This window comes from Pseudomonas mucidolens (assembly GCF_900106045.1).
Taxonomy (GTDB): domain Bacteria; phylum Pseudomonadota; class Gammaproteobacteria; order Pseudomonadales; family Pseudomonadaceae; genus Aquipseudomonas; species Aquipseudomonas mucidolens.
The window spans coordinates 2,451,102-2,464,352 of sequence record NZ_LT629802.1 but is presented as its reverse complement, the minus strand read 5'-3'; the positions used below and the strand labels follow the sequence as shown (position 1 = coordinate 2,464,352).

Annotated in this window: 16 protein-coding genes and 1 pseudogene; 3 read left to right on the top strand and 14 right to left on the bottom strand. The window is 60.0% G+C overall.

The features are described 5' to 3' along the window. Window positions 1-68: 68 nt before the first annotated feature. From BLU75_RS11455 to BLU75_RS11425, 7 genes and pseudogenes are all read right to left on the bottom strand, one after another. Window positions 69-1,701 (bottom strand): annotated as a pseudogene (locus tag BLU75_RS11455) (ABC-F family ATP-binding cassette domain-containing protein). 144 nt (window positions 1,702-1,845) lie between these two features. Further along, window positions 1,846-2,874, bottom strand: coding sequence for a DNA topoisomerase IB (locus BLU75_RS11450; RefSeq protein WP_084381186.1), 1,029 nt, complete (start codon window positions 2,872-2,874; stop codon window positions 1,846-1,848). A gap of 81 nt (window positions 2,875-2,955) precedes the next feature. After that, a complete protein-coding gene (modC, locus tag BLU75_RS11445) occupies window positions 2,956-4,041 on the bottom strand; it encodes a molybdenum ABC transporter ATP-binding protein (protein WP_373863670.1) in 1,086 nt (361 codons plus the stop codon). After that, the gene (modB, locus tag BLU75_RS11440) at window positions 4,041-4,721 is read right to left on the bottom strand and encodes a molybdate ABC transporter permease subunit (RefSeq protein ID WP_084381185.1); all 681 of its coding nucleotides are present in this window, start codon (window positions 4,719-4,721) and stop codon (window positions 4,041-4,043) included. Before modB ends, modC begins: the two co-directional genes overlap by 1 nt. Beyond that, window positions 4,722-5,510 (bottom strand): molybdate ABC transporter substrate-binding protein, encoded by a 789-nt coding sequence (gene modA / locus BLU75_RS11435; RefSeq protein ID WP_084381184.1) that lies wholly within the window; start codon window positions 5,508-5,510, stop codon window positions 4,722-4,724. 108 nt (window positions 5,511-5,618) lie between these two features. Beyond that, a complete protein-coding gene (locus tag BLU75_RS11430) occupies window positions 5,619-6,683 on the bottom strand; it encodes an NAD(P)H-dependent flavin oxidoreductase (RefSeq protein WP_084381183.1) in 1,065 nt (354 codons plus the stop codon). Window positions 6,684-6,802: 119 nt separating this feature from the next. Then, window positions 6,803-7,681 carry an alpha/beta fold hydrolase gene (locus BLU75_RS11425; RefSeq protein WP_084381182.1) on the bottom strand — a complete coding sequence of 293 codons (879 nt, stop codon included), beginning with the start codon at window positions 7,679-7,681 and terminating at the stop codon, window positions 6,803-6,805. 185 nt (window positions 7,682-7,866) lie between these two features. On the opposite strand from BLU75_RS11425, the gene BLU75_RS11420 reads away from it, so the two are divergent. Beyond that, on the top strand, window positions 7,867-8,460 hold the full coding sequence (locus BLU75_RS11420; protein WP_084381181.1) for a CGNR zinc finger domain-containing protein: 594 nt from the start codon (window positions 7,867-7,869) through the stop codon (window positions 8,458-8,460). Here the strand turns inward: BLU75_RS11420 and ada are convergent. From ada to BLU75_RS11395, 5 genes are all read right to left on the bottom strand, one after another. Next, window positions 8,449-9,531 (bottom strand): bifunctional DNA-binding transcriptional regulator/O6-methylguanine-DNA methyltransferase Ada, encoded by a 1,083-nt coding sequence (ada, locus tag BLU75_RS11415; RefSeq protein ID WP_084381180.1) that lies wholly within the window; start codon window positions 9,529-9,531, stop codon window positions 8,449-8,451. The two genes, BLU75_RS11420 and ada, sit on opposite strands and share 12 nt — an antisense overlap. A gap of 77 nt (window positions 9,532-9,608) precedes the next feature. Continuing rightward, window positions 9,609-10,274 carry a DNA oxidative demethylase AlkB gene (gene alkB, locus BLU75_RS11410; protein ID WP_084381210.1) on the bottom strand — a complete coding sequence of 222 codons (666 nt, stop codon included), beginning with the start codon at window positions 10,272-10,274 and terminating at the stop codon, window positions 9,609-9,611. Between the two features lie 4 nt (window positions 10,275-10,278). Then, window positions 10,279-11,007: a 2OG-Fe(II) oxygenase gene (locus tag BLU75_RS11405; protein ID WP_084381179.1), complete on the bottom strand. Its 729-nt coding sequence runs from the start codon at window positions 11,005-11,007 to the stop codon at window positions 10,279-10,281. A gap of 80 nt (window positions 11,008-11,087) precedes the next feature. Next, the gene (locus BLU75_RS27465) at window positions 11,088-11,255 is read right to left on the bottom strand and encodes a hypothetical protein (protein WP_090221458.1); all 168 of its coding nucleotides are present in this window, start codon (window positions 11,253-11,255) and stop codon (window positions 11,088-11,090) included. 31 nt (window positions 11,256-11,286) lie between these two features. Continuing rightward, entirely contained in the window at window positions 11,287-11,589 is a 303-nt protein-coding gene (locus BLU75_RS11395) for a DUF1883 domain-containing protein (RefSeq protein WP_084381178.1), read from the bottom strand. A 212-nt stretch (window positions 11,590-11,801) separates the two neighbouring features. Between BLU75_RS11395 and BLU75_RS11390 the strand changes: the two genes are divergently transcribed. Together BLU75_RS11390 and BLU75_RS11385 are read left to right on the top strand one after the other, a co-directional pair. Continuing rightward, a complete protein-coding gene (locus BLU75_RS11390; RefSeq protein ID WP_084381177.1) occupies window positions 11,802-12,152 on the top strand; it encodes a hypothetical protein in 351 nt (116 codons plus the stop codon). A 175-nt stretch (window positions 12,153-12,327) separates the two neighbouring features. Beyond that, window positions 12,328-12,558: a hypothetical protein gene (locus tag BLU75_RS11385; protein ID WP_084381176.1), complete on the top strand. Its 231-nt coding sequence runs from the start codon at window positions 12,328-12,330 to the stop codon at window positions 12,556-12,558. A gap of 9 nt (window positions 12,559-12,567) precedes the next feature. Here BLU75_RS11385 and BLU75_RS11380 read toward each other — a convergent pair whose 3' ends face one another. Both BLU75_RS11380 and BLU75_RS11375 read right to left on the bottom strand, forming a co-directional pair. Continuing rightward, on the bottom strand, window positions 12,568-12,849 hold the full coding sequence (locus tag BLU75_RS11380) for a hypothetical protein (RefSeq protein WP_084381175.1): 282 nt from the start codon (window positions 12,847-12,849) through the stop codon (window positions 12,568-12,570). Between the two features lie 150 nt (window positions 12,850-12,999). Further along, window positions 13,000-13,182, bottom strand: coding sequence for a hypothetical protein (locus tag BLU75_RS11375; RefSeq protein ID WP_084381174.1), 183 nt, complete (start codon window positions 13,180-13,182; stop codon window positions 13,000-13,002). Between the last annotated feature and the right edge of the window lie 69 nt (window positions 13,183-13,251).

The following is a 13,251-nucleotide window of genomic DNA, read 5'->3' as shown; positions in this document are numbered from 1 at the left end:
GATCATGAGCGACGCAGGCTGATGGTGCAAAGGCTGAGCTGCCTGGCTGAATGAACGGTGCGTGCGATTCAACTCAGCGTCAGGCGCCAGCCATCGGCGTGCCAGCTCAGAACATGAGTCGGGTTGAGCGCTTCGAGAAAGCTGGCGTCGTGGGACACCGCTAGCAGCGCACCGGGAAATCCCTGCAAGGCGCGTTCAAACGCGGTGATTGATTCCAGGTCCAGGTGGTTGGTGGGCTCATCCAGCAACAGCAGTTGCGCCGGGGTAGCGCGCCATAGAGCGACGGCCATGGCGGCCTTCAAACGTTCACCACCGCTGAGCTGGCCGACCGCTTGAGTGACCCGCAACGCATCCAGTTGCAACAGGGCCAATCGAGTGCGCAACTCGCCTTCGGCCAGTGGCGTGTTCAGCAGATTGAGCTGCTCGACAATTGAATATCGATCGTCGAGCAACGCCAGTTGTTGATCGATATAGGCGCAGGCGAGGTGCACGGCGCATTCGCCACTGACCGGGCGCAATTGGCCTGCCAGCAGTTTGAGCAAGGTCGATTTACCGCAACCGTTCGGTCCGCTCACGGCCACCCGTACCGGCCCGGTCAGGCTCATGCTGATGAACGAAGGTGGCGCCGAAGGATCAAGCCAGGGAAGCTGCACATCGATCAGCGACAGGACCTGACGCCCGGCGGGCAGAAGGAGGTCAGGCAACGCCAGCAGGATCGGCGCGTCCTCCACGACACGCTCGTGGGCCGCTCGCACGCGCTGGTCCAGTTGCTGCTTGTGTTGCACGTGAGCGCTGCGCACGTTGCTGACGATTTCATTCGCGGAACCTTTCCAGCGCGCCTGGGTGAAGGCGTCGACATTCGCGGTTTCTGCGTGTTTGCGCGCGCGCGGCCTGGCGCTGGAGGCTGTCATGCTCATGTTGCAGGCGCTGGCGTTCACGCCGCCGCTCCAGGCGCGCATGTTCGAGCGAGGCCTGAGCGGCGTGCTGTTCGGCATCACGTTGACGGCGATAGTCGTCATAGTTGCCGCCGTAGATGCGCAGACCCAGGGGCGACAGTTCGATGATCCGACCCACTGTATCGAGCAGTTGTCGGTCATGACTGACCATGAGCAAACCGCCGCGCCAATGCGCCAGCGTGCTCAGCAGCCAGTCGCGCCCCGCGCTGTCCAGATGGTTGCTGGGTTCGTCGAGAATCAGCAATTGCGGTTTCCTCAGCAATGCACCGATCAGCGCGACCCTGGCCAACTGGCCACCGCTGAGCTGTTCGGCGGGCTGGTCAACCACGGTATCAGACAAGTCAGCGGCGTCGAGCGCCTGGCGCAGGCGTTCGGCCAGGTCCCAGCGATCGTCGATCAATTCCAGGTCATCGGGCAGGGCGTGTCCTTCGGCCAGGCGCTCCAGGGCGGCAAGAACGTCGGCGCACCCGGTCAGGTGGGCCACGGTTTGGTTGGGCGCCGGGTCGATGATTTGTGGGACGTAGGCCACGCTGGCCGAGGATTTGAGAGTGCCGGAAGACGGCACCAGTTCGCCGGCGATTAAACGCGCGAGCACACTTTTACCCATGCCATTGCGTCCGACAATGGCGGTAGGTGTGTGATCGAAAGAGACCGTGAGGTCTTCCAGCAAGGTTTCGCCATTGGCGAACTGAAAACCCACGTGATGCAAGGAAACAAGTACAGGCAGCCGCTTGACGTCAGTCATCAGCACCTCCAAAACACTGTGGTACAAGCCAACAAGCGCGTCGGGCGGCTCGTTGCGTTTACATGTTGGAAGGCTTAGTGGTTCACGTCGGCGGTCGTCCTGGGGACAGAAAGGTTCGACAGGGTAGCGCAACGGGAAGTTTTCCTACAAGGTCGCAGCCAGTCGTTCGAGAAACATCGCCAATCCCACTTCCTCGGCTTTCAACCCTTTGCGTGCCCGGGGCTTGGGCAATTTCGCCAGTTCTCCGAGGGTAAAGTGCTCGAGCACAGCCGGATGAATGTAGCATTTGCGGCACACTGCTGGGGTATTACCCAACTGCCTGGCGACATCCTTGACCATCTGGACCAGGTGCTTTTTCGCGTCGGATTCCGGTTGCCAGGCCAACTCCCGCAGCACCGCCAACGCCTGTGCGCTACCGGCCCAGGTCCGGTAATCCTTGGCGGTAAAGTCCGCGCCGGTGAGGCTGTGTAAGTAGGCGTTGACGTCGGTGGAGCTGACGGTACGTCGCTCGCCGTTTTCGTCCAGGTACTGGAACAGGTTCTGTCCCGGCAGTTCCAGGCAGCGCTTGATCACATTCGCCAGTCGCCGGTCCTTCACGCTGACCTGATGCTCAATGCCGCTCTTGCCGCGAAACTGGAATTGGATTTCACTGCCCTTGACGTCCACATGCCGCGTGCGCAGGGTGGTCAGTCCATAGGAGCGGTTGTCTCGCGCATATTGGCTGTTGCCGACCCGGATCAGTGTTGCGTCCAGCAACGACACCACGGTCGCCAGGACTTTTTCCCGGTTAAAGCCAGAGGTGGCGATTTGCGCTTCCAGTTGCTTGCGCAGCTTGGGCAGCGCGTTGCCGAACGCCTGCAGGCGCGAATATTTGTCGCTGTCACGCACTTCGCGCCAGCGCGGGTGATAACGGTATTGCTTGCGGCCCCGAGCATCGCGCCCGGTGGCCTGCAGATGGCCTTGCGGGTCGGCGCAGATCCAGGCGTCGGTATAGGCCGGTGGGATAGCCAGGGCGTTGATGCGCTGGATTTCGGCGGCGTCGCTGATGCGCTGGCCGTCGGCATCGAAATACTGGAACTTGCCGCGCAGTTTTTTACGGCGCAGGCCGGGTTGGGTGTCGTCAACGTAATGCAGGTCGCGGGGCAGGTCGGCAAACAGCGCGGAGTCGGGCATGGCAAAGTCCTGGAGGGCAATCAGGCGGGTATGACTGATTGACCGCGGCCGTGTGCGGTGGTGCCAACGGATTGCACCCGATCAGGCCAGCACTGCCACCGCCTTGATCTGCACCCACAAAGCCTGCCCGGGATGCAGTCGCAACTGGTCCCGTGAATAGCGGGTGATCCGCGCCAGCAATGGCGTGCCCGCCGCGTCGAGACGTACCAGCACATGGGCGCTGTTGTCGGCGGGAATCTCCTCGGTCACGATCACCGGCAAGCGGTTGAGGATACTGCTGTGTTCCTCCGGCTGCAGGCTGAGGCTGACATCCCGCGCCTGCACTTTGAAGCGCAATTGTTTGCCCAGGTCCAGCGGCCCGTGGGCCACGCGCATCTGTAACGGGCAGTCGGGCAGTTGCAGGGTGAGTAACTGATAGTGAGCGTCATGGGCGCTGACGGTGCCGCTGATCACGACGCCAGCCTCGTCACCAAGCGCCAGCGGCAAGTCGAGCCGGGCCAGGGTTTCGCCGATGGGGCCGCTGGCCAGGGCCTTGCCCTCGCTGAGCAAGACGATGTGATCGGCCAGGCGCGCCACTTCATCCTGGGCATGACTGACATACAGCAGCGGAATCTCCAACTGGTCGTGCAAACGTTCCAGGTAGGGCAGGATTTCGCCTTTACGCTTGCTGTCCAGGGCGGCGAGGGGTTCGTCCATCAACAGCAATTGCGGGCTGGTAAGCAGAGCGCGGGCGATGCCGATGCGCTGGCGTTCGCCCCCGGACAAGTGTTCGGGACGGCGCTCCAGCAAATGACCAATACCCAATAACTCGGTCGCCTGTGCCAGGTCGACCCGCCGCTGTTGTCGGGGGATGCGCTTGAGGCCGAATTCCAGGTTGGCCAGCACCGACAAATGGGGAAACAGACTGGCCTCTTGAAAGACGTAGCCGATGGCGCGTTTGTGCGGCGGCACAAACACGCCGTTGCGGCTGTCTTGCCAGACCTGATCGTTGATTTGCACAAAGCCGTTCTCGGCCCGTTCCAGCCCGGCGATGCAGCGCAGGCAGGTGGTCTTGCCGGAACCGGAATGCCCATAGAGTGCGGTGACGCCACGACCGGGTAATTGCAGGTCGACATCCAGGGCAAACCCCGAATAGTGCAGTTGCAGAGACAGTTCAATCATCGACATCAACCCCACCCCGCGCGGGTTTTGCGGCTGGAGTAGAGGGCCAGCAACACCAGGAAAGAAAACACCAGCATCGCGCCGGCCAGCCAATGGGCTTGCAGGTATTCCATGGCTTCGACGTGATCGTAGATCTGCACCGAGACCACCCGGGTCTTGTCAGGGATATTGCCGCCGATCATCAATACCACGCCGAACTCGCCGACGGTGTGCGCGAAACCGAGAATCGAAGCGGTGATAAAGCCTGGACGGGCCAGCGGCAGGATCACACTGAAAAACGTGTCCCAGGGGTTGGCTCGCAAGGTCGCGGCCACTTCCAGCGGACGGGTGCCAATCGCCGAAAACGCGTTCTGCAACGGCTGCACCACAAAGGGCATCGAATAGATCACCGAGCCGATCACCAGGCCCGCAAAACTGAAGGTCAGCGTGCCCAGCCCCAGCCATTGGGTGAACTGGCCGAGGTAGCCGTTGGGTCCCATGGCCAGCAGCAAGTAAAAGCCGATCACCGTCGGCGGCAGCACCAAGGGCAGGGCGACCACCGCCCCAACCGGCCCGCGCCACCACGAGCGCGTGCGCGAAAGCCATAAGGCAATCGGCGTACCGATGATTAGCAGAATCACGGTGGTCAGCGACGCCAGTTTCAGGGTCAGCCAGATCGCGGAAAAATCGGCGCTCGATAGAGGCATTTACAGTTGGTAACCGTAGGATTTGATGATGGCAGCGGCTTTTGGCCCTTTGAGGTAGTCAACCAGCGCCTGGGCGGCCGGGTTGCCTTTGCCTTTATCGAGGATCACGGCGTCCTGTTTGATCGGGTCATGCATCCGCGCGGGAACGATCCAGGCGGAGCCGCTGCTGACCTGGCCGTCTTTATAAATCTGCGACAAGGCGACAAACCCCAGTTCGGCATTGCCAGTGGACACAAATTGGTAAGCCTGGGTGATGTTCTGGCCTTCAACGATTTTGTCTTTGAGCTGTTCGTTCAGGCCCAGCGTCGCCAATACCTGGGTGGCGGCGAGGCCATACGGCGCCGTTTTGGGATTGGCAATCGACAGATGCTGGTAGACATTTTTCTTCAGCACCTCACCGGTGGCGTCGACATAACCTGCCTTGGGCGACCACAACGCCAGGGTGCCGACAGCGTAGGTGAAGCGTGATCCCTTGACGGTGTGGCCTTCGCTTTCAAGCTTTTGCGGGGTTGTATCGTCGGCACTCAGGAACATTTCGTAGGGTGCGCCGTTGTTGATCTGGGCATAGAACTGCCCTGTGGCACCGTAGGCGGCAACCAATGTGTGGCCGGTGTCTTTTTCGAAGGCGGCGGCAATTGCCTGGATCGGCGCGGTGAAGTTGGAAGCTACCGCGACCTGGACCTCGTCGGCTTGGGCCGAACCGAAGGTAAAAAGCGCGATCAGTGCGCTCAGCCGGGCAGCGACAGCTGTTACGCCGGGGTATTGCGGTGAAAAAATGCGGGTACCCATATCAAGCAGCTCCTGGGGTGGGCAAAGGGCTGATAGCGCTATGTACGGGAATATATAGCGATCAGCCCTCGGCGGTACAGTGCAACGTTGCCCCTGAAGCCGGTATTTTCAGGTTCTTTGGAGTTTTTCCAGTGCTTGTGCGCCCAAGGTTCGGGTCAGTTCATAGCTCGTCTGGTCCTTGCACAGGCGCAACGCCTGTCCCGACCACAGATTGCTGAAGTCGGCTTCGTGCTTGGCCTTCAACGGCATCAAGGCGCCGCCGGACAGCGGAAACGCTGGGGCGGCGGGGCTGATCGGTCCCAGTTCGCGCATGATCCGATTGATGATGCCGCGCGCCGGGCGCCCGGTGAACAGGTTGGTCAACGCCGTCTCACTGGCTTGGGCACTGCGCAATGCGGAGTGGTGTGACGCTGTGACGCTGGCCTCCGGGGTGAACAGGTAAGCTGTGCCGATCTGTACCGCCGACGCCCCGAGGGCGAACGCCGCGACGATGCCCCGCGCATCACCGATGCCGCCGGCCGCGATCACTGGCAGGCTGACGGCATCGACAATCTGCGGCACCAACGCCATGGTGCCGATCTGGCTGTTGAGGTCCTCGCTGAGGAACATCCCGCGATGGCCGCCGGCTTCATAACCCATGGCGATGATGGCGTCGCAACCGTGCTGCTCGAGCCAGATGGCCTCTTGCACGGTGGTGGCGGACGACAACACTTTTGCACCCGTGGCCTTGACTCGCTCCAGCAGACGCTTCTCCGGCAGGCCGAAGTGAAAACTGACCACTTCGGGGCGAAACTCTTCCACTACTTCACACGCGACACTGTCGAACGGCGCGCGATTTGACACGGGTGTCGGCGCATCGAAGTCGGCGCCCAGTTCACGGTAGTAGGGTTCCAGCAGGTTTTTCCACTGACGCTCACGTTCGGCATCGACAGGCGGGGGTTGGTGACAGAAGAAGTTGACGTTCAGCGGTCGCGTGCCGGCTGCGCGCAAGGTGCCCAGCGCCTCGCGCAGTTGTTCGATACTCAGGGCCGCGGCGGGCATGGAACCCAAGGCTCCGGCGCGGCTGGCGGCAATCACCATCGCGGTGCCGGTGGCGCCCGCCATGGGGGCTTGAATGATCGGCAGTTCAATGCCCAGCAGATCGAGAATGCGGGTGTCTGGCCAGGTGCTCATGGATCGCGTCTCCAGAAGGAATGCATGCCAGCTGTTTTAGCAGGGCCTGGACACCGGCGGCCAGTCTGTTTTATTCACTGGACGAACCCGGCGTTTCATGCCGGGCTCCTTGGCCAGTCTCAGTCGATGGCGTGTCCCAGCACCGCATGGATTCGTTGGGCAATATGCGCGGCATGGGTTTCCAGAGCGAAATGCCCGGTGTCGAGTAACTCCACCACCGCGTTAGGGTTGTCGACCTTGTAAGCGTGAGCGCCGGGGGGAATGAAAAATGGATCATTGCGCCCCCAGATCACCAGCGTCGGCAGTTGTGTGGCCTGGAAAAAGGCCTGGAAAGCCGGGTACAACGTCAAGTTGTTGCGGTAGTCGAGGAACAGGTCGAGCTGGATCTCGTCATTGCCGGGGCGCTGCATCAGCAGCGTGTCGAGCATATAGGACTCAGGTGCGACCAGCTCCGGCTGAGCCACCCCATGCAGGTACTGATAGCGGGTGCCTTCCAGGCTGACCACCGCATGACGGATCACCTCTCGATTGGCTGGGCTCGGATCGGCCCAGTAGGTGCGGATCGGTGCCCACGCATCGCCCAGCCCTTGCAGGTAAGCGTTGCCATTTTGCGACACCAGCGCGCTGACCCGCTGCGGATGGGCTACCGCAAGACGCAGGCCAACCGGCGCGCCGTAGTCGAATACGTACAGGGCATAGCGACTGAGCTCAAGCACATCAACGAAGTGGCCGACGGTGCTGGCCAAATTGTCGAAGCTGTAGTGGTACTCGCGTTCGGGGGGCACTTCGGTAAAGCCAAATCCTGGCAGATCCGGCGCGATCACGCGGTAGCGGGTGGCGAGCAGCGGGATCAAGTCGCGGTACATATGGGACGAACTGGGGAAACCATGCAGCAGTAATATGACCGGTGCCGAAGGATCACCGGCTTCGCGATAGAACACGCGGACGCCATCGGCGTCGACATGGCGGTAGTGGATTACGGGGGCTGAATGCGACATGACTGCGTTCCTTTTGTAACTGTTTAAATGTATTTAATGGGTTACTCAGTAAGCAGGCTGCACTGAAATATGTAACCTGTCAAATTAATTTAATTGGTTACTGTGTTGGCGTGCATTTCTGATTCTGTAACTACACAAATTGTTGAATAGCGGTTACTCTCGTGAGGTGTTCAAGAGGACCTGCCATGACCGTCACACCCCCAACCGATTCGCCGCTGGAACCTTACGTGCTGGCGGATGAGCCTGTGCTGGACCTGCTAAATACCCGTGCCAATATTGACGGAGTGCCACGAGACTTCTGGCAGACGGACGCCGATGTCGAGCGTTGGCTGGTGCGCCTGGGATGGGCTGTAGAGGGCGGCTTGCCGGTGTTTGAGAAGGGGGCTTTGCTGCAGGTCGCCCGAGGGTTGCGCGAGGTGATCCGGGATGTACTGGAACAGCGCAAGGCGGGTCAGCAAGGGGATCCGAGCGCGCTGAACGGTTTTTTGCGCAAGGCGGTCAGCCATCCGCTACTGGTATGGCCCGCGCCGGGCGAGGTGCGCCTGGAGCGCCAGCGCAAGCTGCAAACCCCTGAACAGTTTCTTGCGCCGCTTGCCGAAGCCGCGGCGGTCCTGCTGGTCGAGGGCGATTTCGGCTTGATCCGCACCTGCGAACATCCCGAATGCGTGTTGTGGTTCTACGACCGCACCAAGGGTCACAAGCGCCGTTGGTGCAGCATGGCGCTGTGTGGCAATCGGCATAAGGTGGCGCAGTTTCGTCTGCGCAAGCTACAGGGATAAAGGGTTTCTGTCAGGCGTGGCGCCTTCGCGCTCCAGCAACTGACGCTTGCGCTCCACACCCCAACGGTACCCTGACAGATTGCCATCGCTGCGTACCACCCGATGACAAGGAATCGCTACCGCCAGCCGGTTGGCCCCGCACGCTTGGGCCACCGCGCGAAAAGCGCTCGGCGCACCGATTTGCCTGGCAATTTCGGCGTAACTGGCAGTGCCGCCGGGTGGAATGTTGCGCAAGGCTTGCCAGACCCGTTCTTGAAATGCTGTGCCGCGCACATCCAGGGGCAGGTCCAGGCCCAGGGCTGGCGCCTCGACAAAACCGACGACCTGGGCGATCAACTGTTCGAAGCCGTGATCGGCACCGATGAGATTTGCCCGCGGAAACTGATCCTGCAGATCACGCACCAGTTTCTCGGGATCGTCCCCCAGCAGAATCGCGCATACACCCCGATTGCTTTGCGCCACCAGAATTGCACCGAGGGAGCACTGGCCGACCGCAAAGCGAATATCACTGTTGGTACCGCCGGCCTTGTAATCGCCGGGCTTCATCCCGAGCAACTGGTCGGCGTTCTCGTAGAATCGGCTGTTGGAATTGAACCCGGCGTCATAGAGCGCATCCGTTACCGAATGACTGTCCTTGAGCCCGTCACGCACCTTGCGTGAGCGATGGGCGTTGGCGTAGCCCTTGGGCGTCAGGCCGGTGACGGCCTTGAAGATCCGGTGAAAATAAAACGGACTCAGGCCGGCGAGGTCGGCCAGGGCCTCGAGGCTGGGCAGGTTTTCGGCGTGTTCGATGTGCCGGCAGGCTGCGGCGACGATGTGGGCATGGCGCTGCGCGACTTGGTTTTGATCCCCTGATGCGCGTTTACTGGCACGGTATCCGGCGATCTCGGCGTGATGCGCTGTGTCGAAGAACTCGACGTTTTCCGGGCGTGGCAGGCGCGCGGCACTACCGGGGCGACAATAGACACCGGTGGTTTTCACGCCGTAGACGAACTGCAGATCGACCTTGGGGTCGCGGGCAACGATAGCGGCCCAGCGTGGATCTTGTTCAGTGGGGTGGCGCGTCGTCATGGTTGCTTACTCTGGGGCGAACATGACCAGATTAGTCTGGCGGCTGATGCGCGGCACTCCGATGCTTGCGGTCAAATTCACCCGGCCATGCGAAAGGTCAGATTGATGCGCTGTGGGCCTATTTGCGGGTGCACGCCTTCCTTTATGGGGAGCACGCCATGAAAACGCAAGCGGTCCACGCCGCCCCAGACCACTACATCGCCATGCAGCAGCAAGACTTTTTGCGTCTTGTCAGTGCGCAGATGGCCGCCAAACAGAAACACCGCCGGCAACCCAAGGGACACCGAGACCACAGGTGCGGCATAGTCGCGTTCGTTCTTGTCCTGATGCAGAGACATTTTCGCGCCTGGCACATAGCGGTTGATCAGGCACGTATCCGGCTCGAAAAGGGCGAACCCCGCTTCAGCCGCCGCGGCTACCGCCAGTTGACGCATGCTGTCGGGCAGCACGGGCCAGGGTTGCTGGCTGTCGGGGTCGAGGGGCGTATAGCGGTAACCGGTGCGATCCGTGCTCCAGCCCAGTTCGCCGCAACTGCTCAATGCCGCCGACATGGTAAAGCCGCCTGGGGTAACCATCTTTCTAAACGGAGATTGCGCCAGCACGTGGCGTAACTCTGGCAACAAGCGCTCGACCCAGGGCAGGGCGTAGCCCCTGAGGACGTAGGATTGCTCGCCCATCTGTTCGCTGCCCGCCGATTGCTGCGAGGAGTCTTCGGCGAACAGGTCGGCGGTGGGTCCGGGAATCGGCTTACTGCGCATCGTGAAAAATCACTCCCAAGGTATGACGTTTGCCACTGTGCAGAACACTAACCCCGTGGCGCAAGCTCACCCGATAAAAACCTCGCGAACCGGGCATCGGCCGCTGATTGACGGCAAAGATCACCGCGTCACCCCGATTCAAGGGCACCACCTGGGCCCGAGATTGCATCCTTGGGCGCTGCTCGGTGAGTACCAGTTCGCCGCCGCTGAAGTCCTCGCCCGGCTGCGATAAAAGGATTGCGACCTGGAGGGGGAAGGCATGTTCACCGTAAAGATCCTGGTGTAAGCAGTTGTAGTCTCCAGGGCCATATTGCAATAGCAGCGGGGTAGGGCGGTGCTGGCCGGCGGCGTGGCATCGCGCGATAAAGTCGGCATGCGTGGACGGGTAGGTGACCGGCAGCTTCATCTGATCGTTCCAGCGATTGGCCTGCGATACCAGGTACGGATAAATGTGTTCGCGCAGTTCACTGACAAGGGTGGGCAGCGGGTAGCGCAAGTATTTGTACTCGCCCCGGCCAAAGCCATGCCTGGCCATCACCACGCGGGAGCGAAACAGCTCCTGTCGCGGGTAATAGCCGCTCAGTTCGGCGCATTCGCGGGCATCCAACAGGCCAGTCATCAGCGCATGGCCCTGTTGATCGAGAGCCTGCTCGATAGCGCGCCAGTCCTGAGTGGCCAGGCGCTCGGTCGGTGAGGCGTGTACGGATGAAGTGAGCATTGGCGAGTTCCTGCAGCAACGGGGAAAGCTGCAGTCTAGAAATACACCTGGGGTGTGGCACTCCGATGCTTGCGCTCGAATTACAACGCCTTGCTCACGTTGATCTCAGTGATTTCATCATTGGCATCGTGAATTTTTGCCAGGGCTTGCTTGGCCTCTTCGACGCTGGCCGATTGCAACTGAGCGAATTCGAAACGGCGTTCGCCGTTGAGTTTGTACTTGATGACGTATTTGGTGGTTTGAGTCACGGTATTTCCTGTCGGCTGCGGGGGGGAACGATCAGTTCAGCTTGGAGTGGGTGCGGCGAACGATGCGGATCTTGTGAGACAAGGTTGGCTTGCGGGTGACGCTGATGGCTCGACGGGTGACAACGTCGAGGGTGATGTTCCAGAACCCGGTGCTGGGCGCGGTGATCTTGGCCGGGAATTTTTCGAACGCGCCGCCATGATAGGTGTGGCGACCACCATTTTTGAAACTGCGGAAATTCGCATCGCTCATCAGACGAATATTACAAGTTTGCGAGCATTCGATGACGACAATGTCCCCTTCGTTCAGGTGTTCGCGCTGGTGAATGAATTTCATGGGGGTGTCTCCAGAAGGGCTTTTTCTGAAAAATCAGAACGATACGTAGGTTAAGATGGAGTTTATCAGTCCCGGCGCGTTTATTATCGGGTCGTCGTCGGTGTCTTCGACAATTTAAAACAGTTATTTCTTAAGTTATCAGGGATAAATCCTGCGCGGGAGGGAGAAAAATACTTTCTCCGCTGTCGTAGGGTCTTTAACGGAGGTTTTGTATGAAGTGGAGTGTATTGGTTCTGGCCCTGGCAATAAGTGGATGTGCTTCGGTGGCAGACATCAAACAGACACCGCCAACGCTGGCGGTCATCTCCGGGAAAAAGCCGCAGGAATACGCGGCGTGTGTTGTCCAAAAGCTCTCGTCAACCCGCCGACCGTCGCAGATCGAGCCGCAAAAGGAAGGTGTCCGGGTGATCGTGCCACAAAAGTTTTCCGCCGACCCGTCTGCCATTTTCGAAATCGAAAACCGTTCAAGCGGCAGCAGCATCAAGCTCTATGAAAGCATGTCCAACGTCCCGATTCGTCCAGGCGACGTGAAAAAAGCCGGGGAAGAGTGCATTTCCGGCTGAGCCCACGGGCCCGCTGATACACCCTCCAAACCGATCAAGAAACCTGGCCTGCGTTGCAGCGCCAGGTTTTTTCGGCCTGAAAGACCATAAGGCATCCGGTAAACTATGCTCTACCCACAACAAATGCCGCTGAAACCGAGGGTTTCAGCGGCATTGTCATTTTGGACAATCAGCCATGAAGCGCGAACGCGTCAGAGAGCGGCATGCAGAGGGACACATCTCTGCCACCCATGTGATTCAAAACCCGGCCAATTCCGGGGAGTGGATCGTGTTTTTCAAGAAAAGTGCCGGGCGCAGCTTCTTCCTGGTGGATGAGCAGGATGAAGTCGAATCCTTCCAGCGCCTCGACGACTTGATCGACACTATTCGTGGCCTAGGTATCAAGTTTGCAGAGATCCACATGTAGTCGGCCGCGTTACTTGCAGACCACCACGACACTGCGACCTTTGAAGTTGCCAACATCTGCGCCCAATGTCTTGTCGCTTTCCTTCAGCGCCGGTGTGCCCTCGGTGCCGACGATTCGGTAGCCCGTGCCTGCACAAGACGCATCGGCTTTCTCGTAGCAACTGGCCCAGGAATTGGCCTCGCCCGAGCAATCAATCGTGAGTCCTTGCTCGCCGCTTTTCAGGTAGGTGTCGGAGGTGGTGGTGCAGCCGGAGAGTGCCAGTACCGCAATCAGTGCCAGAATCTTGTTCATATGTAGAGTCGTCGTTGAGAGGTGTTGAGGAAGCGCTGACACAGTCGTGGGGCGGTTTCGGGAAGATTATAGCGAACGGCCATCAAGGTACAGACAAACACAAAAAAGCCCCGTTCGCCGTGTGTGGGCGAACGGGGCGTCTAGTCCGGCCTAGCGCTTGGTTTTTTTCTGTGCGTGCCCGGTTTCATCTACAAATACTTCGGCCACTGCAATCGCCTCGCGCTCGGTGGCGAATGTTCCGGCAACGCTCTCGCCGTGGAAATTGATCAGGCTCCACCGGCCATCCGCCTGCTGTTTGATCAGGTACCCGTTAACGCCTTTTGGTTCCGACATCTATTTGTCTCATTGTCTGGTTCAAGTGCGCAATGATAGCGGCAAATCCAGTCCGGCAGCGCAAGTTGT